Source organism: Pseudomonas sp. NFX224, assembly GCF_048565165.1.
In the GTDB taxonomy this organism is placed as follows: domain Bacteria; phylum Pseudomonadota; class Gammaproteobacteria; order Pseudomonadales; family Pseudomonadaceae; genus Aquipseudomonas.
In genome coordinates this window covers 4,277,130-4,302,067 of sequence record NZ_CP183416.1, presented here as the reverse complement: position 1 = coordinate 4,302,067, position 24,938 = coordinate 4,277,130, and the positions used below count along the sequence as shown (strand labels likewise).

General features: G+C 60.4%; 23 protein-coding genes and 1 pseudogene. 14 read left to right on the top strand and 10 right to left on the bottom strand.

The genetic code is table 11. From position 1 onward, the window contains the following. Window positions 1–26 precede the first annotated feature (26 nt). On the bottom strand, window positions 27–1,514 hold the full coding sequence (locus ACNYC6_RS19605) for a helicase HerA-like domain-containing protein (protein WP_419708773.1): 1,488 nt from the start codon (window positions 1,512–1,514) through the stop codon (window positions 27–29). 188 nt (window positions 1,515–1,702) lie between these two features. Between ACNYC6_RS19605 and ACNYC6_RS19600 the strand changes: the two are divergent. From ACNYC6_RS19600 to ACNYC6_RS19580, 5 genes and pseudogenes are all read left to right on the top strand, one after another. After that, a pseudogene (locus tag ACNYC6_RS19600) lies at window positions 1,703–2,686 on the top strand (cache domain-containing protein); the annotation flags it as partial. 141 nt (window positions 2,687–2,827) lie between these two features. Beyond that, complete coding sequence (locus ACNYC6_RS19595) at window positions 2,828–3,592, top strand: methyl-accepting chemotaxis protein (RefSeq protein WP_419712984.1); 765 nt, start codon at window positions 2,828–2,830, stop codon at window positions 3,590–3,592. Window positions 3,593–3,748: 156 nt separating this feature from the next. Next, window positions 3,749–4,870: a glycosyltransferase family 4 protein gene (locus tag ACNYC6_RS19590; protein ID WP_419708772.1), complete on the top strand. Its 1,122-nt coding sequence runs from the start codon at window positions 3,749–3,751 to the stop codon at window positions 4,868–4,870. Further along, window positions 4,863–5,639, top strand: a complete 777-nt coding sequence (locus tag ACNYC6_RS19585; protein WP_419708771.1) for a DUF2334 domain-containing protein — start codon at window positions 4,863–4,865, stop codon at window positions 5,637–5,639. The genes ACNYC6_RS19590 and ACNYC6_RS19585 overlap by 8 nt, the downstream gene beginning before the upstream one ends. Then, window positions 5,636–6,631 carry a lysylphosphatidylglycerol synthase transmembrane domain-containing protein gene (locus ACNYC6_RS19580; RefSeq protein ID WP_419708770.1) on the top strand — a complete coding sequence of 332 codons (996 nt, stop codon included), beginning with the start codon at window positions 5,636–5,638 and terminating at the stop codon, window positions 6,629–6,631. The genes ACNYC6_RS19585 and ACNYC6_RS19580 overlap by 4 nt, the downstream gene beginning before the upstream one ends. Here the strand turns inward: ACNYC6_RS19580 and ACNYC6_RS19575 are convergent. Both ACNYC6_RS19575 and purU read right to left on the bottom strand, forming a co-directional pair. Then, window positions 6,618–6,794, bottom strand: a complete 177-nt coding sequence (locus ACNYC6_RS19575) for a hypothetical protein (RefSeq protein ID WP_419708769.1) — start codon at window positions 6,792–6,794, stop codon at window positions 6,618–6,620. The two genes, ACNYC6_RS19580 and ACNYC6_RS19575, sit on opposite strands and share 14 nt — an antisense overlap. An 81-nt stretch (window positions 6,795–6,875) precedes the next feature. Beyond that, window positions 6,876–7,724, bottom strand: coding sequence for a formyltetrahydrofolate deformylase (purU, locus tag ACNYC6_RS19570; protein ID WP_419708768.1), 849 nt, complete (start codon window positions 7,722–7,724; stop codon window positions 6,876–6,878). A 338-nt stretch (window positions 7,725–8,062) separates the two neighbouring features. Between purU and mvaT the strand changes: the two genes are divergently transcribed. After that, complete coding sequence (gene mvaT, locus ACNYC6_RS19565) at window positions 8,063–8,440, top strand: histone-like nucleoid-structuring protein MvaT (protein ID WP_007933316.1); 378 nt, start codon at window positions 8,063–8,065, stop codon at window positions 8,438–8,440. A gap of 101 nt (window positions 8,441–8,541) precedes the next feature. On the opposite strand, the gene sbcB is transcribed toward mvaT, so the two are convergent. Continuing rightward, window positions 8,542–9,972 (bottom strand): exodeoxyribonuclease I, encoded by a 1,431-nt coding sequence (sbcB, locus tag ACNYC6_RS19560; RefSeq protein ID WP_419708767.1) that lies wholly within the window; start codon window positions 9,970–9,972, stop codon window positions 8,542–8,544. Between the two features lie 184 nt (window positions 9,973–10,156). Here sbcB and ACNYC6_RS19555 point away from each other — a divergent pair, with 184 nt between their 5' ends. From ACNYC6_RS19555 to ACNYC6_RS19530, 6 genes are read left to right on the top strand one after another with little or no spacing between them, the layout of a single operon-like run. Further along, on the top strand, window positions 10,157–10,882 hold the full coding sequence (locus ACNYC6_RS19555) for an RDD family protein (protein ID WP_419708766.1): 726 nt from the start codon (window positions 10,157–10,159) through the stop codon (window positions 10,880–10,882). Beyond that, window positions 10,879–11,856, top strand: a complete 978-nt coding sequence (locus tag ACNYC6_RS19550; RefSeq protein WP_419708765.1) for a stage II sporulation protein M — start codon at window positions 10,879–10,881, stop codon at window positions 11,854–11,856. The genes ACNYC6_RS19555 and ACNYC6_RS19550 overlap by 4 nt, the downstream gene beginning before the upstream one ends. Further along, complete coding sequence (locus ACNYC6_RS19545) at window positions 11,843–13,387, top strand: DUF4129 domain-containing protein (RefSeq protein ID WP_419708764.1); 1,545 nt, start codon at window positions 11,843–11,845, stop codon at window positions 13,385–13,387. The genes ACNYC6_RS19550 and ACNYC6_RS19545 overlap by 14 nt, the downstream gene beginning before the upstream one ends. Window positions 13,388–13,407: 20 nt before the next feature. Further along, window positions 13,408–14,550: a DUF4350 domain-containing protein gene (locus tag ACNYC6_RS19540; protein WP_419712983.1), complete on the top strand. Its 1,143-nt coding sequence runs from the start codon at window positions 13,408–13,410 to the stop codon at window positions 14,548–14,550. Then, on the top strand, window positions 14,547–15,548 hold the full coding sequence (locus tag ACNYC6_RS19535) for an AAA family ATPase (RefSeq protein WP_419708763.1): 1,002 nt from the start codon (window positions 14,547–14,549) through the stop codon (window positions 15,546–15,548). The genes ACNYC6_RS19540 and ACNYC6_RS19535 overlap by 4 nt, the downstream gene beginning before the upstream one ends. After that, window positions 15,545–16,876 (top strand): DUF58 domain-containing protein, encoded by a 1,332-nt coding sequence (locus tag ACNYC6_RS19530; RefSeq protein ID WP_419708762.1) that lies wholly within the window; start codon window positions 15,545–15,547, stop codon window positions 16,874–16,876. Before ACNYC6_RS19535 ends, ACNYC6_RS19530 begins: the two co-directional genes overlap by 4 nt. Before the next feature lie 2 nt (window positions 16,877–16,878). On the opposite strand, the gene ACNYC6_RS19525 is transcribed toward ACNYC6_RS19530, so the two are convergent. Continuing rightward, window positions 16,879–17,238: a PilZ domain-containing protein gene (locus tag ACNYC6_RS19525; protein WP_338582671.1), complete on the bottom strand. Its 360-nt coding sequence runs from the start codon at window positions 17,236–17,238 to the stop codon at window positions 16,879–16,881. A gap of 248 nt (window positions 17,239–17,486) precedes the next feature. Then, a complete protein-coding gene (locus ACNYC6_RS19520) occupies window positions 17,487–17,870 on the bottom strand; it encodes a tetratricopeptide repeat protein (protein ID WP_419708761.1) in 384 nt (127 codons plus the stop codon). A 170-nt stretch (window positions 17,871–18,040) separates the two neighbouring features. Here ACNYC6_RS19520 and pyk point away from each other — a divergent pair, with 170 nt between their 5' ends. Further along, entirely contained in the window at window positions 18,041–19,492 is a 1,452-nt protein-coding gene (pyk, locus tag ACNYC6_RS19515; RefSeq protein ID WP_150703008.1) for a pyruvate kinase, read from the top strand. Window positions 19,493–19,545: 53 nt separating this feature from the next. Here the strand turns inward: pyk and ACNYC6_RS19510 are convergent, their stop codons facing one another. From ACNYC6_RS19510 to ACNYC6_RS19495, 4 genes are all read right to left on the bottom strand, one after another. After that, a complete protein-coding gene (locus ACNYC6_RS19510) occupies window positions 19,546–19,824 on the bottom strand; it encodes a hypothetical protein (protein WP_419708760.1) in 279 nt (92 codons plus the stop codon). 278 nt (window positions 19,825–20,102) lie between these two features. Next, window positions 20,103–20,852, bottom strand: coding sequence for an enoyl-CoA hydratase-related protein (locus tag ACNYC6_RS19505; RefSeq protein WP_419708759.1), 750 nt, complete (start codon window positions 20,850–20,852; stop codon window positions 20,103–20,105). Between the two features lie 28 nt (window positions 20,853–20,880). After that, the gene (locus ACNYC6_RS19500; RefSeq protein WP_419708758.1) at window positions 20,881–21,816 is read right to left on the bottom strand and encodes an iron-sulfur-binding ferredoxin reductase; all 936 of its coding nucleotides are present in this window, start codon (window positions 21,814–21,816) and stop codon (window positions 20,881–20,883) included. Then, complete coding sequence (locus ACNYC6_RS19495; RefSeq protein WP_419708757.1) at window positions 21,809–22,915, bottom strand: diguanylate cyclase domain-containing protein; 1,107 nt, start codon at window positions 22,913–22,915, stop codon at window positions 21,809–21,811. Before ACNYC6_RS19495 ends, ACNYC6_RS19500 begins: the two co-directional genes overlap by 8 nt. Window positions 22,916–23,231: 316 nt before the next feature. On the opposite strand from ACNYC6_RS19495, the gene ACNYC6_RS19490 reads away from it, so the two are divergent. Continuing rightward, the gene (locus ACNYC6_RS19490) at window positions 23,232–24,755 is read left to right on the top strand and encodes a fumarate hydratase (RefSeq protein WP_338582682.1); all 1,524 of its coding nucleotides are present in this window, start codon (window positions 23,232–23,234) and stop codon (window positions 24,753–24,755) included. The last annotated feature ends 183 nt before the right edge of the window (window positions 24,756–24,938 follow it).

Genomic DNA, 24,938 nt, shown 5'->3' with positions numbered 1-24,938 from the left:
GGCGAGCAGGCTCGCTCCTACAAGTGTCAGCGGCGTTTGCTGCCGCCAAGTAACGACCCCATCAATCCCCGCACCAACTCGCGACCAAGCTTGTTGGCCGCCTGACGCATCGCCGATTTCAACGCCTGCCCCGCCGCCGTGCCTAGGAACTCCCCGGCCTGTTCGGTGAAGCTCGGCTCCTCAGCCGCCGGTTTGCCCGGTGCGGCCTCGGGCTCCGGCGCCAACCCCTTGCGTCCCATCAGCACTTCATACGCCGATTCGCGATCGATCGGTTTGTCATACCGCCCCTTGAACGGCGAGCCGCCGATCAGCACGGTGCGCTCGGTGTCGCTCAGTGGTCCGATCCGCGACTGCGGCGGCGCTACCAGAACACGCTGGACCATCTCCGGCGTGCCCTTGTCCTGCAAGGTGCCGACCAGCGCTTCGCCGATACCCAGCTCAGTCAGCACCGACAAGGCATCGAACGCCGGATTCGGCCGGAAGCCATCGGCCACCGCCCGCAGCGATTTCTGCTCCTTGGCGGTGAACGCGCGCAAGCCGTGCTGGATGCGCAGGCCCAGTTGCGCCAACACGTCATCCGGCAGGTCGCCCGGCGACTGAGTGACGAAATACACGCCCACGCCCTTTGAACGAATCAGCCGTACCACCTGTTCCAGACGATCCTGCAAGGCCTTGGGCGTGCCGGCGAACAACAAGTGCGCCTCATCGAAAAACAGCGCCAGCAGCGGTTTGTCCGAATCGCCGCGCTCCGGCAGTTGCTCGAACAGTTCGGCCAGCAGCCACAGCAGGAACGTTGCGTAAACCTTCGGTGCTTCATGCACCAAGCGACTGGCATCGAGCAAATGAATGCGCCCACGACCATCGGCGGTCGGCTGCAGAATGTCTTCGAGTTGCAGCGCCGGTTCGCCGAACAGGGCCTCGGCGCCCTGCTGCTCAAGGGTTGCCAGGCGCCGCAACAGCGCCTGGCTGGAACCGGTGGTCATCAGCGCCGCGTCGTCTCCCAGCAGTTCCGGGTTGTCCTTGAGGTGATTGAGCAGCGCTTTCAGGTCTTTCAAATCCAGCAACAGCAGGCCTTCGCGGTCCGCGACCTTGAAGGCGGCATACAGCGCCGACTGCTGGCTGTCTGTCAGTTCCAGCAGGCTGCCCAGCAGCAACGGCCCCATTTCGCTCAAGGTCGTGCGCAATGGATGACCGGACTGACCGTGAATGTCCCACAGGGTCACCGGATACGCGGCCGGTTTATGGTTCAGCCAGGGCATCCCGGCGATCCGTTCGGCAATCTTGCCCTGAGGGTTACCGGCCGCGCCCAAACCGCAAAGGTCACCCTTGATATCGGCGGCGAACACCGCCACGCCGGCATCGCTGAAGGCTTCGGCCATTCGTTGCAAGGTGACGGTCTTGCCGGTCCCGGTAGCGCCCGCGATCAAACCGTGACGGTTCGCCAGGCGCATGGCCTGAGCGATCGGCTGCCCCGCGAGATCAGCGCCGATAACGAGTTGCAATGAATCAGGCATTTGGTCACCCATGGTTAATCTTTGGTCCTGCGCAGCCGATAGAAATAGCGACAAGGCAGACAGACACAATCTGGTCAGACATTTCCTTAAGGAGCGACGGAAATATCAATTGCTTTCAACATTGCCCATGTTGCGTTCCTTTATAAAAGCACGCGTTGGGCATAAAGACCTTAGCGGAACCCCAAGCCATGAACAAAAATCTACGCTTCAGCCATAAAATCCTGCTTGCCGCCGCGCTCATCGTCATAGCCACTTTCGCCTCGTTCAGCCTGTACAACGACTCTTTACAGCGCAACGCCATTCGCGAAGACCTGGACAACTATCTCAACGAGATGGGTGACGTCACTGCCAATAACATCCAGACCTGGCTGGCCGGTCGCATTCTGCTGATCGAGAACCTCGCGCAGAACATCGCCATCAATCCCGAGCCAACCACCGTTGCCGCACTGCTTGAGCAGAAAGCGCTGACGTCGACCTTCATGGCGTCCTACCTGGGTGACGCCACCGGACACTTCACCATTCGCCCGGATGCGAAGATGCCCGATGGCTTCGACCCGCGGGTCCGCCCTTGGTACAAGGGTGCGGAAAACAGCAGCACCGCGACCCTGACCGAACCCTATATCGATGCGGCGACCGGTCAAACGATCATTTCCATGGCCATGGCCTCGAAAAAGGCCGGGCAAAGCGTCGGCGTGGTCGGCGGCGACCTGAGCCTGCAAGCCCTGATCGACACCCTCAGCGCCCGCGACTTCGACGGTATGGGTTACGCCTTCCTGGTCAGCGCCGATGGCAAGATCCTGGTTCACCCGGATAAAACCCTGGTGATGAAGTCCCTGAACGAAGCCTATCCGCAAAACACCCCGCGCATCAGTCGTGAATTCAGTGAAGTAGAGGTCGATGGCAAAACCCGCATCCTGACCTTCACTCAGATCAAGGGCCTGCCATCGGTCAACTGGTACATCGGTCTGTCCATCGATAAGGAAAAAGCCTTCTCGATGCTCAGCGAGTTCCGCGCCTCGGCAGTGGTTGCCACCGTCATTTCGGTGGTGATCATCATCGCGCTGCTGGGTATGCTGATCCGCATTCTGATCCAGCCGCTGCACGTCATGACCCGAGCCATGGCCGACATTGCCGACGGCGAAGGCGACCTGACCAAACGCCTGACCATTGTGAACAACGATGAGTTCGGCATTCTCGGCACCGCGTTCAACCGTTTCGTCGAGCGCATCCACGGTTCGATCCGCGAGGTGTCTTCGGCCACCGGTCAAGTCAACGAAGTGGCATTGCGTGTGGTGGCGGCTTCGAACTCCTCGATGTTCAACTCGGACCTGCAGGCTTCGCGCACCAGCAGCGTCGCCGCCGCGATCAATCAGCTCGGCGCCGCCGCCCAGGAAATCGCCCGCAACGCCGCGCAAGCCTCGAATCAGGCCAGCGATGCCCGCGGCCTGGCCGAGGATGGCCAGCAGGTAGTGGATCGCAGCATTGTCGCGATGAATCAACTGTCGACCATGCTCAGCGCATCGAGCAGCAACATCGAATCGCTGAACAGCAAAACCGTGAACATCGGGCAGATTCTCGAAGTGATCACCAGCATTTCCCAGCAAACCAACCTGTTGGCACTCAACGCGGCCATCGAAGCGGCGCGGGCCGGTGAAGCCGGGCGCGGGTTTGCCGTGGTGGCCGATGAAGTGCGCAACCTGGCGCATCGCACTCAGGAATCGGCGCAACAGGTGCAGACCATGATCGAGGAGCTGCAAGTGGGTGCCCGCGAATCCGTCAGCACCATGAGCGACAGCCAGCGCCACAGCCAGGACAGCGTGGAAATCGCCAACCTGGCCGGCGAACGCCTGAGCAGCGTGACCCAGCGCATCGGTGAAATCGACGGCATGAACCAGTCGGTGGCCACGGCGACCGAAGAGCAGACCGCCGTGGTGGAATCGATCAACGTCGACATTACCGAAATCAACACGCTGAACCAGGAAGGTGTGGAAAACCTGCAGTCGACGTTGCGGGCGTGTTCGGATCTGGAGCAACAAGCGGCGCGGTTGAAGCAGTTGGTGGGTAGTTTCCGTATCTAGCGTCTGAAACGGCCTCATCGCGAGCGAGCTCGGCGCCTACAGGTATAAGCAAGACCTGTAGGCGTCGAGCTCGATCGCGATGGCGGTCTGACCAAAACCCCAACCGAACATCTATTCTTCATTAAGGTCAACCAAGGAGAGCAACGGACCGGAGGAATGTTCATCGTGCATATCGCTGACATAACGATGTTCTACGCCCCTGCCAGCGGTGGCGTGCGCACTTATCTGGATGCCAAGCATCGTCGCCTGTGCACCAGGCCGGGCATTCGTCACAGTTTGCTGATTCCCGGGGCTGTATTCAGTGAACAGGATGGCATGTATACCGTTCCGGCCCCCGCCTTGCCCTTTGGCAAGGGCTATCGTTTCCCCCTCCGTCTCGCGCCCTGGCGCAATGTCCTGCACGATCTGCAACCTGAACTGATCGAGGTCGGCGATCCGTACCTCACCGCCTGGGCTGCCCTGGATGCGCGGCGGCAACTGGATGTGCCGGTGATCGGCTTTTATCACTCGGATCTGCCGCTGCTGGTCAGCAACCGCATGGGCAACTGGGTGACCACCAATGTTGAAGCGTATGTCAGCAAGCTCTACGGCAACTTCGACCGGGTGCTGGCGCCGAGCCGGGTCATGGCAGACAAACTGACCGGCCTGGGTGTGAAGAACGTTTTCGTGCAGCCGCTGGGCGTCGATTTACAGATGTTTCATCCTGATGCGCGCAATCCTGGCCTGCGCGCCGAACTGGGACTCGACGAAAACACTCATCTGCTGATCTTCGCCGGGCGCGGCTCCAAGGAAAAAAACCTGCCGGTGCTGCTCGATTGCATGAAGCGCCTGGGCAAACGCTATCACCTGCTGCTGGTCGGTTCGTCGATGCCAACCGCTGTGCCTGCCAACGTCACCGTCATCGATGAATTCTGCCCGGCTGCGCAAGTCGCCCGTCTGATGGCCAGCGCCGACGCATTGCTGCATGCCGGCGATCAGGAAACCTTCGGCCTGGTCATCCTCGAAGCCATGGCCTGCGGCATCCCGGTGGTCGCTGTGGCGGCCGGCGCGTTCGAGGAAATCATCACCGATCAATGTGGCCTGTTGTGTGCCCCCAACGATTCATTGGCCATGGCCAACGCCGTGCGCGAACTGTTCGGCCAGGGCAGCGCGGCCGTCGGACAGCAAGCGCGGCGCCATGTCGAGCGGCATTACGCTTGGGACACGGTGGTCAACAGCTTGCTCGGCCACTATCACGCCGTACTCAGCAGCCAGTGGCCGCGGGCGGCCAATGGTTGAATCCATGCACACGCACAGCCTGTTACTGGTGCTGCACGATGTCGCGCCGCAAACCTGGGCCGATTACCAGCCATTCGTCGAAGCCGTCGACGCGCTCGGCGGTGTGCCAATAACCTGGCTGGTGGTGCCGGACTTTCACAAGCACAACGATCTGCAAGCGTATCCAGATTTTCGCCGCTTGCTTTGCGGACGGCTCGCCCGTGGCGATGAACTGGCGCTGCACGGCTATTTTCATTGCGATGACGGACCGATGGCGAACAATCCCCGGGACTGGTTCATGCGTCGGATCTATACCCATGAAGGTGAGTTTTACGGCCTGTCCCATGAGGCTGCCCTCGCCCGCTTGCACGCCGGCATTGAAATGTTCCACCGTTACCAATGGCCGCTACAGGGCTTTGTCGCCCCCGCCTGGCTGATGAGCGAAGGCACCCGCCAGGCCTTGCGCCAATTGCCCTTGAGTTACACCAGTGACGCGCAGCATCTGTATCGCTTGCCGGACTTCACGCCGGTCGATGCCCCCGGACTGGTCTGGAGTGCGCGCAGCGCCTGGCGCCGGGGCTTGTCGAAACTGATCAGCAATCAACTCGAACAACGCTGGCGACAGGCACCGGTGATTCGGCTCGGCTTGCACCCGGTGGATATGCGCCATGAGTTCTCGCGCACTTACTGGCTGAAAACCCTCGAGCGTCTGCTCGACGAGGGCCGGGTACCGATGACCAAAGCCCACTGGCTGGCACTGCAAAGTGAACACGTGGGACGCGCCGCATGAGTCGCGGGATTCTGCTGTTGATCGGCCTGCTCGCCGCGGTGTTGATTCCCTGGCTATTGGGCGGGAGTGAAACCTGGTCGCGGCTGAACAGCTTTCCGCTGAGTTGGCTGCTGGTCATGTTCGGCATGATCCTGCTGTGCTGGGGGGTGAACACCCTGCGCCTGCGCCTGTTGCTGGGGGACCAACGCAACAGGCTCAGCCCGGTCAAAAGCCTCGGCGTGGTGATGGCCGCCGAATTTGCCTACTGCGCCACTCCCGGTGGCAGCGGCGGTCCACTGACCATCATGGCGTTATTGGCGCGTAACGGCGTGCGTCCGGCGCGGGGCAGTGCCGTGTTCGCCATGGATCAGCTCAGCGATCTGTTGTTTTTCCTCTGCGCACTCTGCGGGATTCTGATTTATGCGTTGTTCCAGCACCTCAGCCAGCGCATGGAGTGGCTGCTGATCGTCAGTGCCGTCTCGATGTTCGGTGGCCTGGTCTGTTGCGTGGCCGTGGCCCGTTACCACCGTTTGCTGATTCGTCTGAGTGGTCGATTACTGGCTCGCCTCAACGTGCAGTCCGCCACACGGGTTCGCTGGGCGCGAAAACTCCTGCATTTTCTGACGGCATTTACCGACACACTGAAGCTGCCCTTTCAGACATTGATCACAGTGTTCGGCCTGACCTGCCTGCACTGGATCTTGCGTTACAGCGTGTTGTATCTGGCGCTGCGCGGACTGGGGGCGGACTTGCAGTGGGCCTGGAGTTTTCTGATCCAGATGCTTTCACTGAGTGCAGGGCAATTCAGCCTGTTACCGGGCGGGGCCGGGGCCGCGGAATTGACGTCGGCGGCGCTGTTGGCACCCATGGTAGGAAAATCCACCGCAGCGGCGGCGATTCTGATCTGGCGAGCGGTGACTTTTTACTTCTATCTGCTGGTCGGCGGACCGGTGTTCCTGCTGATGCTCGGACGCCCGCTGCTCAAGAAGCTGATGAAATTCAAACAGGCTTAGGCGGGTTTTCAGGTTCTTGCTGCAACTGCTCCCACAACTCGGCCGCTCCCGGAAACTCCGTGCCATCTTCCGGGCTCATGTCATCCGGATCGTACCGGCTCAGGCAACCTTCGCCCAATGTGGCGGACGCCTTGGAAGTGGCTTTGTCCAGTGGGTCAGCCATGCTCATATCCTCAGTGCAAAAAAAGAGCCTGCAGCGATTGAACGCCCAGGCCCTTCGAATTTCAACCGTGTCGTGCGCTGATCAGAACACCACGGTCTTGTTGCCGTGCACCAGCACCCGGTCTTCGAGGTGATAACGCAGGCCACGGGCCAACACCATCTTCTCGACGTCACGGCCGAAACGCACCATGTCTTCAATGCTGTCGCTGTGGCTGACACGCACCACGTCCTGCTCGATGATCGGGCCGGCGTCCAGCTCTTCGGTCACGTAGTGGCAGGTCGCACCGATCAGCTTCACGCCGCGCAGCGAAGCCTGGTGATACGGCTTGGCACCGACGAACGACGGCAGGAAGCTGTGGTGAATGTTGATGACCTTGTGTGCATATTCACTGCACAACTCGGGCGGCAGGATCTGCATGTAACGCGCCAGCACCACCACTTCGGCATCGTGCTGTTTGACCAGACGCGAGACTTCGGCGAAGGCCGGTTCCTTGTCCTGTGGATTGACCGGCACGTGGTAGTACGGAATGCCGTGCCATTCGACCATGCTGCGCAGGTCGTCGTGGTTGGAAATCACACAGGCGATTTCGCAGTCCAGTTCATCGCTGTGCCAGCGATGCAGCAAGTCGGCGAGGCAATGGGACTCGCGGCTGGCCATCAACACCACGCGCTTTTTCTGCGCGGTATCGGTGATGCGCCAGTCCATCGAAAACTCTTCGGCAATCGGCGCAAACGCTTCGCGAAAGGCCTCGATACCGAAAGGCAGCGAGTCGGCACGAATTTCGTGACGCATGAAGAACCAGTCACTGAGGTTGTCCGAGTGATGGCTCGCTTCGGTGATCCAGCCGTTATGGGACGCCAGAAAGTTACTGACTTTAGCAACGATGCCGACGCGGTCCGGGCAAGAAATCACCAGCCGAAAAGTGCGCATGAGGGGGAAACTCCAGAACTTCGCAAAGGCCGCCATTCTAGCGATTGCGCAGCAAAACTGCAGTATTGATGACGTACCGCCTCGTCCGATGGCTACCGACAAGGCGCCCGGCAGCGCACAAACCTCACGCGCCGGTCGTGAAATTAGCCATCTACAAGCACTCGCTGGTAAATATCTGTAGCGCACGCTTCGAACTATTTAACAGCTCATCCAAAGTTTTGCGCATTCATCGTAATTTAATTAAATAAACCCCGGTTAAATGTTTACTTGATGAAACACCCTGACTATTATTGCCGCACTGTCCCCTGCCATCACGCGTCCTACATAAGGTAGTAACCATGTCCTTGATCAACGAATACCGTGCCACCGAAGAAGCTATCAAAGAGCTGCAAGCCCGTTTGAAGAACCTGTCCCAAGACGACAAGCTGCAAACCGAGCTGGAATTCGAAGGCAAACTGCGCACCCTGATGGGCGAATACTCCAAGTCCCTGCGTGACATCATTGCTTTGCTGGATCCAGAATCCAAAACCAAGGCACCACGCGGCGGCGCAGTAAAAACTACCGGCACCAAGCGCGCTCGCAAAGTTAAACAATACAAAAACCCGCACAACGGCGAAGTCATCGAAACCAAAGGTGGCAACCACAAGACTCTGAAAGAGTGGAAAGCCAAGTGGGGCGGTGACGTGGTTGAAGGCTGGGCTACCCTGCTGGGCTAAGTCACAACGCTTGTTGCAGATAGATCTGTGACAAAAAATAACGCCAGTATAACGCTGGCGTTTTTTTATGCCCGGAGTTTACCTGGCGCTCAGGTTCGAACTCAAAGATTCAAACGTTTGCGTAAACCCTGGACATGTTCCTGCCATTGATTGAGCACCTCTTGCTGAAACGGAGTCGCAGTAATCGCCCATTGGGCTGCGGCCTCTACGAAACTTTCCAGGGTATTCGGCGCCCCCGATTCGGGTGTCGTCAAACGTTTCTGACAGAATATTCGCCAGCGTTCTTGCTCTTCCTGGTTCAACGTGTCGGGAAAGTTGCGTGCGCGATATCGAAACAATAATTCCGGCAAGCGTTCATCATCGAAAGGCCATTGTTCTTGTGCTAATTGCACCGGGTCGACGGTGCGGACTTGTTCACATAGTCGTCGATCACGGTCACCGATAAAACCGTCGTATAACTGTTGCTCAGGGTCCTGGCTGACAGAAAAATCCTCACTGGCGTAAATAGCCGCAACTTTATCCCGCCAGACTTTCTGCGCGTCACTTAGCCGCAGTGCACGCTGCTGATACAGCGCCATATCCAGACCCAGGCGTTGCTGATCTTGCAGGCGAAGTACCGACAGCGGTGCCACTACCGGGCATTTATTGATGTGGATGAGTTTGAGCGGCACCGGCAACTCCCCCTCGGCCAGATCATCGCGGCGGGTGTACAGGCGCTGACGCAAGGCTTCGGCATCCAGATCGAGCAAGCCCTGGGGATCAAGATGCAAGTCACAGACAATCAATGCATTCTTGTTGCGCGGGTGCCATGCCAGCGGCAATACCACGCCAATGAAATTGCGCGCCGCGGAAAACCGTCCGGACACATGCACCATCGGTTGCAACAGGCGAATCTGGTCCAGCACCTTCTGCTTACTGCGCAGCTGAAACAGCCAGTCATACAGCTTCGGCTGCTTTTCCCGAAGCAAACGCGCCAGGGCGATGGTGGCGCGCACGTCCGACAGCGCTTCGTGGGCATTGCCATGATCGATGCCATTGGCAGCGGTCAGGCGTTCAAGCTTGAGCGTCACCTGCCCCTCGTCGTTCGTCGGCCAGACAATGCCATCGGGACGCAAGGCATACGCGGCACGGACCACATCGATCAGGTCCCAGCGACTGTTACCGCCCTGCCATTCCCGTGCGTAGGGGTCGAAAAAGTTGCGGTACAGGCTGTAGCGCGTCATCTCGTCGTCGAAACGCAAGGTGTTGTAGCCCGCGCCACAGGTGCCGGGAGCCGCCAGTTGCGCATGTACCCGGGTCATGAAGTCGGCTTCGCTCAGACCGAATTCTGCCAGGCGGCCAGGGGTGATGCCGGTGATCGCACAGGCCGCCGGGTGCGGCAGAATGTCGTCACTGGGCTGGCAATAGAGGTTGACCGGCTCGTCTATTTCATTGAGATCGAAGTCAGTACGCAGCCCCGCCATTTGCAGTGGGCGATCGCAACGGGGATTGATGCCCGTCGTTTCATAGTCGTACCAGAAGATGGAGGTCACGGGCGTTTCCTGAACTGAAGATCGACGAAGTCTAGGCGTTCATGTCCCGCTCCGGCCAGCAAACTTGTCATTCAAACATCTCTCGTTACTCACCGTGCAATACATAGTTATGTCGTTTCCCCCGACGAGGCTGCTAGCATCGGGTGACGAGACATCCCGATCAGGCCACATCATCAGGTTGCCCATGCTCGAGACCACAGCACTGCCAAGGAAAGCGACGCTGTCCCCGCCACTGGATACGCGGTATCAGGTCGAAACGCCGGAGGGCATCGACTTGCCTCTGCGCCCGGCCGGGTTGATGGTTCGTGCTTTGGCGTTCGCCATCGATCTGGCGCTGCGCGGGCTGATCCTCGGCCTGCTGTTCATTGTGTTGGCGATGCTGGGGAAACTTGGCGCGGGGCTGGGCTCGTTGCTGATCTTCGCCGTGAGCTGGTGGTACATGGTGCTGTTCGAAGTCCTCAACCAGGGCCGCTCGCCGGGCAAGCAGTGGATGGGCTTGCGAGTGGTGCAGGACGACGGCACACCGATTGGCTGGTCGGCGTCGTTGCTGCGAAACCTGTTGCGCTTCGTCGACTTGCTGCCGTTCGGCTACTTTCTCGGGGCCATCAGTTGCCTGCAACATCCCAGCTTCAAGCGCCTCGGCGACATCGCCGCCGGCACGCTGGTGATCTATCGCGAACAACCGCTGACTCGACCACAACTGCCGCCCGCCCAACCACGTCGCCCGACCTTTACCCTGACCCTGACCGAGCAACGCGCCATCCTCGGTTTCGCCGAACGCCAAGCTGAACTCTCCCCCGCCAGGGTCACTGAACTGGCGTCGATCCTTGCGCAACCATTGCAGGTTCCAGCACCACACGCCGCGGCCGAACTCAACGGCATCGCCCACGGCCTGTTGGGGCCGGCATGAAGCAAAGTCTTTTCGAACACCGGCACATGGCCGAATGGGAGCAATTCTCCCTGCTGCTGGAAAGACTGGAGTGCAACAAGGCCGCCACGGGTGTCGACAGTTTTCCCGGCGACTACCGGCGAATCTGCCAACACCTGGCCTTGGCCCGCGAACGCGGCTACAGCAGTTTTCTCATCGACTCGTTGCAGCAACAAGTCCTGCGCGGGCATCAACAGCTCTATCGGCATCGCAGCCGATTGGGCGCCAATGTGCTGGCTTTCATCCTCGCGGATTTCCCGCGACTGGTGCGCGAGCAGTGGCGCTTCGTACTCGCCGCCAGCCTGATGTTTTTCGGCAGCCTGATCGGCGTTGCCTTGCTGGTCTATCTGTTCCCGGACCTGGTCTACAACCTGATTCCGGCCGAACAGGTCAGTGAAATGCAGGGCATGTACGACCCGCAGGCCGGTCACCTCGGGCGCTCGGCGGAGCGAGCAGCCAGTGAAGACTGGGTGATGTTCGGCTACTACATCATGCATAACATCGGGATCGCCTTTCAGACCTTCGCCAGCGGTTTGCTGTTTGGTCTGGGCAGCGCGTTTTTCCTGTTCTTCAACGGTTTGACGATCGGCGCAGTGGCCGGGCATCTGACGCAGATCGGCTACGGGCAAACCTTCTGGTCTTTCGTGATCGGCCATGGCGCCTTCGAACTGACCGCCATTGCCCTGGCTGGAGCCGCCGGCCTGCAATTGGGTTGGGCATTGATCGCACCGGGACGCCTGCCCCGTGCCGAGGCCTTGCGTCTGGCGGCGCGAAAAAGTGTATTGCTGATTTGCGGGGTCATGCTGTTTTTGCTGATTGCCGCGTTTATCGAAGCCTATTGGTCGTCGATGACGGCACCGACGCCTATGACCAAGTATCTGGTCGGTGCACTGCTCTGGTTGTTTGTCGCGGCTTATCTGCTGTTCGTCGGACGGGTGCGCCATGCGCCTGAGTGATGCCAGTGTGGTGATCCGCCCGCGCCCGACCTGGGAAGCCATGGACCTCGGGGTGCTCTTGAGCCAGCGTCATCGGCGTCTGCTGATGACCAGTTGGGCCATCGTGACCTTGCCGTTTTTTGCGCTGCTGTCCTGGCTGCTGTGGGAATCACCGTCCGTCGCGGTGTTCATTTTCTGGTGGTTGAAACCGGCCTTCGAACGCCTGCCACTGTACATCCTGTCCAAGGCCATGTTTGGTGAAACACCCACGCTGAAACAAGCGCTTGCGCAATGGCCGCGATTGCTCAAGCCGCAACTGCTGGCCAGCCTGACCTGGCGACGCTTGAGCATGAGCCGTAGTTTCCTGCTGCCGGTGGTGCAACTTGAAGGCCTGAGCGGTGATGAACGCCAACAGCGCATGCAGGTGTTGTTGCAGCGGGACGCCGGCGCGGCTCGGTGGCTGACGCTGATTGGCGTGCACCTGGAAACCGCGCTGTGGATCGGCTTGATGGTGCTGTTCTATCTGCTGCTACCGCAACAGGTGGCCCTCGACTGGAGCTGGCAGTCGCTGATGACCGCCGCCACTCAGGACTGGCGCTGGCTGGAACACCTGACCAACGTCTTTTACGTCCTGGTGCTGGTGGTTTGGGAGCCGATCTACGTGGCCTGTGGTTTCAGCCTTTATCTGAACCGGCGCACGGTGCTGGAAGCCTGGGACATCGAGCTGGTTTTCCGCCGCATGCGCCAGCGTTTGAACGGCACCACCCTTGCGCTGCTGCTGGCGGCGGTCCTGTTGCTGCCGTCCATGCCAAGCGTCTGGGCCGCCGAACCGGTGATTACCCCTGACAGCCCGCGCTTGCTGGAACAGCCACTGACCAGCCAGGCATCCCGGGACAGCATCAAGGCGATCCTCGATCAGCCGCCGTTCAAGAACAAGGAAACCGTCACCCGCTATCGATTCGGCGAGGACAAAGCCAGCGCCCAAACCCCGGACGACGACAAGATCCCGCAGTGGCTCAAGGCGCTGTTCGAGCTGTTTGACAGCCAACGCTTCGGTGCCTTGGCCACGCTGATCGAGGCCTTGCTGTGGGGCACCGTGATCGGCGCCATCGGTCTGCTGATCTGGCGTTATCGCGACTGGCTGCAAGCCTTCGTCAGCCGTCGCCCTCGCCCGGGCAAACAAGCCTCGCGACCGATGCCGCAACAGGCGTTCGGCCTGAACCTCAACCGCGAAACCTTGCCCGCCGACATCGCCGCCAGCGCTGAAAGTCTCTGGCAGACTCACCCACGGGAAGCGCTCGGACTGCTCTATCGCGGCCTGCTCAGCCACTTGCTGCACGACTTCGACCTCACATTGAAAGAGGCCGATACCGAAGGCCAGGTGCTGGAACGGGTCGAGCAACTGCAACAACCGGCCTTGCTGGCCTTCAGCCGAAATCTGACCGGGCACTGGCAGAACATGGCCTACGGGCATCGTTTGCCGCCGGTGCATTCGCAGCAGGAACTGTGCAACGGCTGGCGAGCCTTGTTCGGTCCGGGAGCGGCACATTGAATCGGCGCGCCTGGCCGGTGATGCTCGGCATTTCAATCGCCGTGCTGCTGGCCGCACTGAGTGTTTATCTGTATCTGAAAGCCACGCCCTACCCAGCTGAAATCGATCACGGCCCTGCCCCCGAAGCCCAGGCCAATCCATACCTGGCCGCCGAACACTTCCTGCGCAAGCAGGGTCTGCTCGTCAGCCATGCCAACGGCCTCGATATCCTGCCCAGCCTGGATCCGCACCAGCACAGCCTGCTGTTGCTGGGGGATCGCTACAACATGACGCCGCGACAAATTGATCAAGTCATGAACTGGACCCGCGCCGGCGGGCGCCTGCTGTTTGTCGCCCAATCGCTATGGGATGAAAAGGCCGGGCAAAGCAATGACCGGCTGCTCGACCGGGTACAACTGCATCAATCCTTGAGCAAAGACCTCAAGGATCCACCAGCCAGTGTCGACAACGATCCCTACCCGAAACTGACCAAGCTGTACCTGGAGAACGAGGACGCGCCGGCGTACGCCAGCTTCGATACCGCGTTCCATCTCGAAGACCCGAAAAATCTTGCCCAGGCCTGGGCCAACAGTGGCAAGGCCACGCACATGATGCAGCTCAATCACGGGCTCGGTTCGATCATCGTGGTGACCGACGCCGACCTGTGGAAAACGCCGGTGATCGACCAGTACGACAACGCCTGGCTGCTCTGGTATTTGACGGCGGACACCCGCGTGACGCTGCTATACGACACCGATCACGACAGCCTGTGGACTTTGTTGCTGCGCCATTTCCCCCAGGCACTGGTCGCCTTGATTGCCCTGATCGGCCTGGCGTTGTGGCATGTCGGGGTGCGCCACGGGCCATTGCAGGAACCGCCGCCGAAAGCACGCCGACAATTGCAAGAGCATCTGCGCGCGACTGCCGACTTCATGTTGCGGCGCAACGGTCAGCACAGCCTGCTGCAATCACTTCAGCAAGACATTCTGCGCCGCGTCCGGCGGCGTCATCCCGGTTATGACCAACTCGGCGTCGCCGAACAATGGCTGGTGCTTGCACGCCTGACCGGCCAACCCACACGCGCTATCAGCCAGGCCATGAGCCCCCGACGGAAGCAGCGACTTTCCAGCGCTGAGTTCAGCCGTCAGGTCGCCCATCTGCAAACCTTGAGGAACGCCTTATGAGTGAAGCGATCGAACCCGACGCTCCCAGCCATGCCGCTCAGCAACGCCAGCGCGCCAGTCAGTTGGCGCAAGCGATTCGCAGTGAACTGCAAAAAGCCGTGATCGGCCAGAACACGGTCATCGACGATGTGCTCACGGCATTGATTGCCGGAGGCCATGTGCTGCTCGAAGGCGTGCCCGGGCTGGGCAAGACCTTGCTGGTGCGGGCGCTGGCACGCTGCTTCAGTGGCGAATTTGCGCGCATCCAGTTCACCCCTGACCTGATGCCCAGCGACGTCACCGGGCATGCGGTGTACGACTTGCAGACCGAGCAATTCAAACTGCGCAAAGGGCCGCTGTTCACCAATCTGTTGCTGGCCGACGAGATCAACCGCGCCCCGGCGAAAACCCAGGCTGCGTTGCTCGAAGCCATGCAGGAACGGCAAGTCACCCTTGAAGGCCGCGCCTTGCCCATCGCACAACCGTTCATGGTGCTCGCCACGCAGAACCCGATCGAACAGGAAGGCACTTACCCGCTGCCGGAGGCCGAGCTGGATCGCTTCATGCTCAAGGTGCGCATGGACTACCCCGACGCCGAGCAGGAATTGAGCATGGTGCGTCAGGTCAGTCGCTCGACCCGTGCCGACATGCTCGATGTGCAGCCGCTGCGCACAGTGCTGCAAGCCAAGGATGTGCTGGCCTTGCAACGCATCGCCAGTGACTTGCCGCTGGATGACCAAGTGCTCGATTACGCCGTTCGCCTGGCTCGCGCCACCCGCAGCTGGCCCGGCCTGACCCTCGGTGCCGGGCCTCGGGCCTCCATTGCGCTGGTGCGTTGCGCGCGGGCGCGGGCTTTGTTGCGCGGTGGCGAGTTCGTGGTTCCGGATGACATCAAAGGCTGCGCGCTGGCAGTGCTGCGCCATCGAGTGCGCATTGCGCCGGAACTGGATATCGAAGGGCTGCAGGTCGATCAGGTGCTGCGACAATTGCTCGATCAAGTCCCGGCGCCGCGCCTGTGAAACCCAGCCGGCTGTTGCTGCTCTGGCTCGCGTTGCTGCTGGCCATCGGCATTGTGCTCGGTGCTTTGCAGGCGCTGGAATTTGCGCTGCCGTCGTACCTTTCGCGGATCAATTGGGGTTTGCTGCTGGCGCTGCTGGCCTTGGCGGTGCTCGATGCCATCCGTCTCAAACGCTTGCCCTCACCGCGACTGCAACGGCACATGCCCGGCAGTCTGGCCCTGGGTCGCTGGAGTGAAGTACGACTGGAGCTTGAGCACGACTTTGTGCATCCACTGGACTTGCAACTCTTCGACCATGTGCCGGAAGGCCTGAGTTTCGAACACCTGCCGCTGACGGTGCAATTGCAACCGGGCCAGCGCAGCTTCAGCAGCTATCGTCTGCGCCCGCTGAAACGCGGGCACTTCAGTTTTGAACATTGCGAGGTCAACCTGCCCGGCCCGTTGGGCCTATGGTCCGACAAACGCTTGCTGAGCGTGACTGACCACACCCGCGTCTATCCCGATTTCGCTCAGCTTTATGGTGGTCAACTATTGGCTGTGGATAACTGGCTCAGCCAGCTCGGCGTACGCCAGCGTCAACGCCGCGGGCAAGGGCTGGAATTTCATCAATTGCGCGAGTTTCGCGAGGGCGACAGCCTGCGGCAGATCGACTGGAAAGCCACCGCCCGCCAACGTACACCGATTGCCCGGGAGTATCAGGACGAGCGCGACCAGCAGATCATCTTCATGCTCGACTGCGGCCGTCGCATGCGCAGCCAGGACACGGAGCTGGCGCATTTCGACCACGCGCTCAATGCCTGCCTGCTGTTGAGCTACGTCGCGCTACGTCAGGGAGATGCCGTGGGGTTCAGCACCTTTGCCAGCGATCAACCACGCTACCTCGCCCCGGTCAAAGGCAGCGGCCAACTCAACGTCTTGCTCAATACGGTCTACGACTTGAACAGCAGCCAACGTAGCGCTGACTATCAGGCCGCCATCACTCAACTGCTCGCCCGACAAAAACGCCGGGCGCTGGTGGTGCTGGTGACCAACCTGCGCGATGAGGACGATGAAGAACTGCTGACGGCCGTCAAACGCCTGGGCCAGCAGCATCGGGTGCTGGTCGCCAGCCTGCGCGAAGACGTACTCGACAATCTGCGGGAAACACCCGTGCAGACGTTGCCCGAGGCCCTGGCCTATTGCGGCACGGTGAATTACTTGAATGCACGGGCCGAACGCCATGAGCGGTTAAGCGCTCATGGCGTGCCGGTGCTGGATGCGCGGCCCGCGGAGTTGGGCACGCAATTGGTCACGCAGTATTTGAGCTGGAAGCGAAGCGGCAGCGTTTAGGATCAGGCCGAAGCCGGCAACGGCTGAAAGCTGAAATACTGCTTCAATGCCTCCACCAATTGTCCGTATTCCGGCGGGGCCCGTTGCAGGGTAAACCCGGCGTCATAGTGGTGAGGCGTTGCGTCTTCGTGGCACCACAGACAACACGCCCGCAGGTCGATGACCTGTTGGCCGCCATCGCCGACGGGGATCTTCAGGCGCAAGCCGAAATCCGCGCCGATCATCATCGGCAACTGACTGATAAGCATCAGTCCGTCTTCAGAGACATTGCCCAGATAGCCGATGGGTTTGTCAGTGATGCTGTTGAACACTTTCAGAAAATACGGCAGTTGATGCCGCTCGATCCGGCGGTCAGTGAACATGCTGATTTCGCTACGCAAGGCCCTTAATCAAGGCCGCACTAATGCTTCGGAACAGGTATGCCTGCTGTTACCCAACAGACAAAGCGACCTGCTCTCCCCGATCCTGGTGCGACAGTCCGCGAAAAACGCTGCCGCTTACTCCTGCCGATCACAGGTGTTACGTCGGTTTAGAGGCACGGTTCTAAAACCGGTCTATTCGACTATAGCTCACCGCCGCCGGTCGGCCAGCTATTGGATGACAACCAGCATCAGAACTGCGTCGGGCGTACCGCTGCGGCACTGCGGAGCGGGTAATGACCCAGGCTCTGCAAGGTTTCCAGACGGGCGCGAGCGCGGTAGGCGTATTCGCTTTGCGGGTACGAGGCGATGATGAACTGGTAAGTCTGCGCGGCATCGATGAACATCTTCTGTCGTTCCAGGCACTGGCCGCGCATCATCGACACTTCCGGCCAGACATAAGGCCGCGCCCGGCTGGCCCGCTCGACTTTGGACAGTTCGAGCATGACCTGCTCGCAGTTGCCCCGGTCATAGGCGCTGTAGGCAAGGTTCAAATGATGGTTCATGGAAAATCGGGTGCAGCCCGTGACGCTGAGGGCGCTGATGGCAAGGGCGGCAATGAGCACGAATCGCATGGGGGATCTCCTGTCTTGAACGCTGTATCGACCCGTGAGCGAAAATCTTCAGGCTGCAGGCGCAAAGTTGTAGTGTTCAATAAAGAAAGCATTAAGTAGTGCAAACGAACAATGACTACAACTTCGGACCATAGTAGCCTCACTCAGCGCTTGAACTCAGGAGTCTTTGCATGTCCGTCCGTCGTACCAAAATCGTCGCTACCCTTGGCCCGGCCAGTAACTCGCCGGAAGTTCTCGAACAGCTGATTCTGGCTGGCCTGGACGTCGCCCGCCTGAATTTCTCCCACGGCACCCCCGACGAGCACAAGGCTCGCGCGAAGCTGGTGCGTGACCTGGCTGCCAAGCACGGTCGCTTCGTCGCCCTGCTGGGTGACCTGCAAGGCCCGAAAATCCGTATCGCCAAATTCGCCAACAAGAAGATCGAGCTGAAGATCGGTGATCAATTCACCTTCTCCACCAGCCATCCTCTGACCGAAGGCAACCAGCAAGTGGTCGGCATCGACTACCCGGACCTGGTCAAGGACTGCGGCGTGGGCGACGAGCTGCTACTCGACGACGGCCGCGTGGTGATGCGCGTCGATACCGCCACCGCCACCGAACTGAATTGCACCGTAACCATCGGCGGCCCACTGTCTGACCATAAAGGCATCAACCGTCGCGGTGGCGGCCTGACCGCTCCGGCCCTGACTGAAAAAGACAAGGCTGACATCAAGCTCGCCGCAGAAATGGAAGTCGACTACCTCGCGGTATCCTTCCCGCGTGACGCCGCCGACATGGAATACGCCCGTCAACTGCGCGACGAAGCCGGCGGCACTGCCTGGCTGGTGGCGAAGATTGAACGCGCCGAAGCCGTGGCCGATGACGAAACCCTCGACGGCCTGATCAAGGCGTCCGACGCGGTGATGGTTGCCCGTGGTGACCTGGGCGTGGAAATCGGCGATGCCGAGCTGGTGGGCATCCAGAAGAAAATCATTCTGCACGCACGCCGCCACAACAAGGCTGTGATCGTTGCGACCCAGATGATGGAGTCGATGATCCAGAACCCGATGCCAACCCGCGCCGAAGTGTCCGACGTGGCCAACGCCGTGCTCGACTACACCGACGCCGTGATGCTCTCCGCCGAGAGTGCTGCCGGCCTGTACCCACTGGAAGCCGTTCAGGCGATGGCGCGTATTTGCGTCGGCGCCGAAAAGCACCCGACCAGCAAGACTTCCAGCCACCGTATCGGCAAGGAATTCACCCGCTGCGACGAAAGCATCGCGCTGGCAACCATGTACACCGCCAACCACTTCCCGGGCGTGAAAGCGATCATCGCCCTGACCGAAAGTGGCTACACCCCGCTGATCATGTCGCGCATCCGTTCCTCGGTGCCGATTTACGCGTTCACCCCACACCGCGAAGCTCAGGCTCGCGCGGCGATGTTCCGTGGCGTATACACCATCCCGTTCGACCCGGCTTCGCTGGCACCGAACGAAGTCAGCCAGAAGGCGATCGACGAGTTGGTCAAGCGCGGCGTCGTTGAGAAAGGCGACTGGGTCATCCTGACCAAGGGCGACAGCTACCACACCACCGGCGGCACCAACGGCATGAAAATCCTGCACGTTGGCGACCCGATGGTCTGAGAGACCAGCTGAAAAACAAAAGCCCCGCCCTGTGAATGGCGGGGCTTTTTGCTTCAATGATTCGATGCTGTGAAAGTAACATCGGGGGATGGTTTCGATTTGTCATCGCCAGTCACATGCACTGCATGGAAGGTATGCTTTTTCGGCACCAGACTTCGAGCAGGCCGCCCTGTCCACAAACCATCACTACCGATTGTGCACTCAGTCAAACTCGACAATCCGTAAATCATCACTTTGGCACCCGGCGTGCATTTGATTTCGATGTCCGGATCTACAGTAGTTGTCGCTCCATCTTGAGGTTTCAGAATTGTTGGAACTTCTAGCTCGCTCATTTGATAACACTCCTTGGCACGTAAAAATTAGTGAGTACAAAACCTAAGTCTTTACCCTTACTGAGAACTAGCTGATAGAAATGACAGTCCCGACTAACGGTAAACCTGGTTCATACCGTCGAGTTACCTCAATGAATGCGTGACAGAGCGCCGAAAAACAAAAGCCCCGCCATGTGAATGACGGGGCTTTTGTTTTCCGATCCAACATGTGTGCCGTCCGATCTGCCCTCATCGCGAGCAGCCTGCTCGCGATGAGGGCAGATCATCCAACGAAAAACTCAATGCCGTTTGATAAACCCGGTCAACGCCGCCAACGCTTCCGGTGAACGTAACCGCTGGGTAAACAACGCGCCCTCTTCCTCGATCACCTTGCGGATCAACTCGCGATCCGGCGCCTTCATCAATTGCTTGCTGATGCGCACCGCTTCCGGTGGCAGCGATTCGAAGCGCAGCGCCACCTCCCGCGCCTTGGCCAACGCCTCTTCGCCACTGTTCAGCGCTTCGGACGCAATGCCCCACGCGGCCGCCTGCTCTCCATTGAAACCTTCACCCAGCAACAACAACTCCGCCGCTTTCGCCTGTCCGAGCAGACGTGGCAGGATCAGGCTGGAGCCGAACTCCGGGCATAAGCCCAAATTGACGAACGGCATGCGCAGTCGAGCGTCGCGGCTGACGTAGACCAGATCGCAATGCAGCAACAGCGTCGTGCCGATGCCCACCGCCGCACCGGCCACGGCAGCGATCACCGGTTTGCGGCATTCGAGCAGGTTGAGCATGAACTGGAACACCGGGCTGTCGAGGTTGCCCGGTGGTTGCTGGATGAAATCGGCGATGTCGTTGCCGGCGGTGAAGCACTCGCTGGAGCCGGTTATCAGTACGGCGTTGATTTCAGGATCGGTGTCGGCCTGCTTCAGCGCTTCAGCCAAGTGGCTGTACATGGCGCGGGTCAGGGCGTTTTTCTTTTCCGGGCGATTGAGGCGCAGGGTCAGCAGGCCGCGTTCGCGTTCAATCTGGATGGCATCGGTCATGGTCGTCTCGCGTCTGAAAAATCAGCGCTCAACCACGGGGCAGGAACACATCGGCCAGCAGTTGATTGCGCGGCAGCCCCGCCAGGTACAGGCGCCGGGCGAAGGCGTCGACACTGTCGGGGGCTCCGCAGAGTAAGGCCAGGGTTTGCCGGGAAACAAGCCGCAGTTGCGCCAAAGCCGCGGGCAGCTCGGCCGGGGTCCACAGCTCGATGTTCAGGTTCGTGCGGCTGGCGGCCATGGCTTGCAGGGGCTTGGCCAGATAATGCTCACTGGCATCATGGGCCAGGTGAATGACACGTATCTCGCCTTGGTGATCCTGGCGCAAGGCCTCACGCAGCACGCCAAACAACGGCCCCAATCCGGTGCCGGCGGCCATCAGCCACAGCGGTCGGGTGTGCCAGTCCGGATCGTAGTGCAACGCCCCTCCACGCAATTCGCCGAGGCGAATCGGATCGCCGATCCTCAACTGACGGGCCGCATCACCAAACTCCCCCGGCAGGCGACAATCGAGGTGAAATTCGAGAAAGCGGTCGTCTTCTGGCAGGCTGGCGAGGGAGTATGGCCGCGCCACGTTCCCCGCCCACAACACCAGATGTTGACCAGCGCTGTAACGCAATGGCCGCTGCGGGGTCAGGCGCAGACGCAGTACGCTGGGGCTCAACCAGTCGACCGCCGCGACCTCGGCCGGACGTCCATCCTGCTGCGGGTCGAAGGTGTGCACCCGCAAATCCTCGACCACCTGACACTGGCACGCCAGGCGCCAGCCTTGCTGACGTTGCTCCACGCTCAGGGCATCGGGGCGACTGTCGCTCGGCAGCCCTTGCACACACTGAACCAGGCAAGCATGGCAACTGCCGGCGCGACAGCTATAAGGCACCGCCACGCCGTTCTGATTCAGGGCATCGAGCAAATTGCTGCCCGCCGCCACCGACCAGTGGCGCTCGCCGACGCGCAACTCAGGCATCGACGTTTTCCCACGCCGCCGCGCAACGGTTACGGCCGTCACGCTTGGCGCGATAGAGCGCCTGATCGGCCCGCTGCAAGGCGTCGTCGAGGTCATCGCCGAGTTCCAGCAGCGTCATGCCGGCGGACAGGCTGAGGCTGCCGACACTCAGGCCGATCAACTCGACATCGGTGAAGGCGATGCGCAGCCGTTCACAGCACGAGGTCAGGCTTTCGGCATCGCAATCGGGCAACAACACCACGAATTCCTCGCCACCGTAACGGGCGAGCACATCACCTTCGCGCAGACAGGCGCTGGCCACGCCGGCAAAGGCTTGCAGCACCTGATCGCCAGCAGCATGACCATACAGATCGTTGATGCGCTTGAAGTGATCGAGGTCAATCAGCGCCAGACCATGCACCACACCGGCGTCCATGGCATTGATTTCACGGGAGGCCAGGCGCAGGAAATGCCGGCGATTGAACAGGCCGGTCAGCTCGTCGGTGGCGACGAGGTCTTCGAGCTGCCGCATCATCCCGCGCAGCGTGTCCTGATGCGCCTGCAGGGCGAAACGCCGCTGCCGCATGCGATGGCGCGAGGCCTGGACATAACCGGCATACAGCACCAGCCAGACCAGCACGATCAACAGCACGCACACCTGCAACGCCGCCAGCGCCGGGTCGGGCAACTGGAAGTGGTAGCCCTCCCACAGCGTGATCGCGCTGAAACTGCAGAACACCAGCAAGGCACAGCGCAGGAAGGAGCGCCGGGACAAATGGAACAGCCCGAACAGCAGAATCAGTACATAGAAAACCAGGAACGCGCCGCGCGCGTCGTCCAGATGGGCAATCAACCAGGTTTGCCAACCCAGCCCCAGCAACACCTGGGCTTCGGTCAGGCTGGGGTCGGCAAAGCGCAGGTTGCAGCCGGAATAGAACACCGCGAACAGCGCCGCCTGGCTGATCACTACCAGCGCGCTGCCAATGGCCACGCCTGCCAGCGAGTCCTGATAGTGCCCGGTAAAAAACGCCAGCCACAGCAATAGCAATGCCAGGGCATAGGTGCCGGCCGCGATGGCAAAACGCTTGAGTAGCAGTCGCTGGATGGTGTTATGGGTCAATCGTTGACTCACCGAATGAAAGGAGACTGACAGAGCGTCCTGCTCTACAGACCGTATGTCACTTTAGTGGCGCGGCCGATAAATGACCATTCAATTTTCGGGGGCGGATGAATGACATCAAATCCATGATCCGCCATGCGACCAACGTTTGACTACCGGCGCGTGTGCCCTTGCACGAGGCGCGGTATACTGCCGCGCCTTTTTAGCGTCGCGCCAGCATGCCCGGCGTGCCTTGAAAGGTGCTTGCAACCGACCGATGCACCCAAGCTGCAAGCACCTTATTTGAATGTTCCCGTCTTTTAGAGGAGCGCGACTCATGACCGTGATCAAGCAAGACGACCTGATTCAGAGCGTTGCCGACGCCCTGCAATTCATTTCCTATTACCACCCCGTGGATTTCATCCAGGCGATGCACGAGGCTTACCTGCGCGAAGAATCGCCAGCGGCCCGTGACTCGATGGCACAGATCCTGATCAACTCGCGCATGTGCGCCACCGGCCACCGCCCGATCTGCCAGGACACCGGTATCGTCACCGTGTTTGTCCGCGTGGGTATGGACGTGCGCTGGGATGGCGCCACCATGGGCCTGGACGACATGATCAACGAAGGCGTGCGTCGCGCCTACAACCTGCCGGAAAACGTCCTGCGTGCTTCGATCCTCGCCGACCCGGCGGGCGCTCGCAAGAACACCAAGGACAACACCCCGGCCGTTATCCACTACTCCATCGTTCCGGGTAACACCGTGGAAGTGGACGTGGCGGCCAAGGGCGGCGGTTCCGAAAACAAGTCGAAAATGGCCATGCTCAACCCGTCCGACTCGATCGTCGACTGGGTGCTGAAGACCGTTCCGACCATGGGCGCCGGCTGGTGCCCACCGGGCATGCTGGGCATCGGCATCGGCGGCACCGCCGAGAAAGCCGCTGTGATGGCAAAAGAAGTGTTGATGGAATCCATCGACATTCACGAACTGAAGGCCCGTGGCCCACAGAACCGCATTGAAGAAATGCGCCTGGAGCTGTTCGAGAAGGTCAACCAGTTGGGCATCGGTGCCCAGGGCCTCGGTGGCCTGACCACCGTGCTCGACGTGAAGATCATGGATTACCCGACCCACGCCGCTTCCCTGCCGGTGTGCATGATCCCGAACTGCGCCGCCACCCGTCACACGCACTTCGTACTCGACGGTTCCGGCCCGGTTGCCCAGGAAGCGCCACCGTTGGACGCCTACCCGGAAATCGTCTGGGAAGCAGGTCCGTCGGCCCGCCGCGTCAACCTCGACACCCTGACCCCGGAAGACGTGCAGAGCTGGAAGCCGGGCGAAACCGTCCTGCTCAACGGCAAGATGCTCACCGGTCGCGACGCCGCGCACAAGCGCATGGTCGAGATGCTGAACAAGGGCGAAACCCTGCCGGTGGACCTCAAGGGTCGTTTCATCTATTACGTCGGCCCGGTTGATCCGGTGCGCGAAGAAGTGGTTGGCCCGGCTGGCCCGACCACCGCGACGCGGATGGACAAGTTCACCCGCCAGATCCTCGAGCAAACTGGCCTGTTGGGCATGATCGGAAAATCCGAGCGCGGCCCGACCGCAATCGAAGCGATCAAGGACCACAAAGCCGTTTACCTGATGGCGGTCGGCGGCGCGGCTTACCTGGTGGCGCAAGCGATCAAGAAGTCCCGCGTTGTAGCTTTCGCCGAGCTGGGTATGGAAGCAATCTACGAGTTCGACGTGAAAGACATGCCAGTGACTGTTGCGGTCGACAGCAAGGGCGAGTCCGTACACATCACCGGTCCTGCCATCTGGCAGCAAAAGATCAGTGAAAGCCTGGCGGTGGAAGTGCAGTAAGCACTGACACCTCGCAGCGAAAAACCGGCCCGTCGGCAACGACAGGCCGGTTTTTTTATGCCGCAAGAATTCTCATCGACAAACAACCCATGCAATAAAACCCGCGCCGCCACACAGGTTCCAGAGAGAGAACAGCGCCGTTCACATGGTATGGTGCTCCCCCTGATTTTTGCCTGTTGCCGA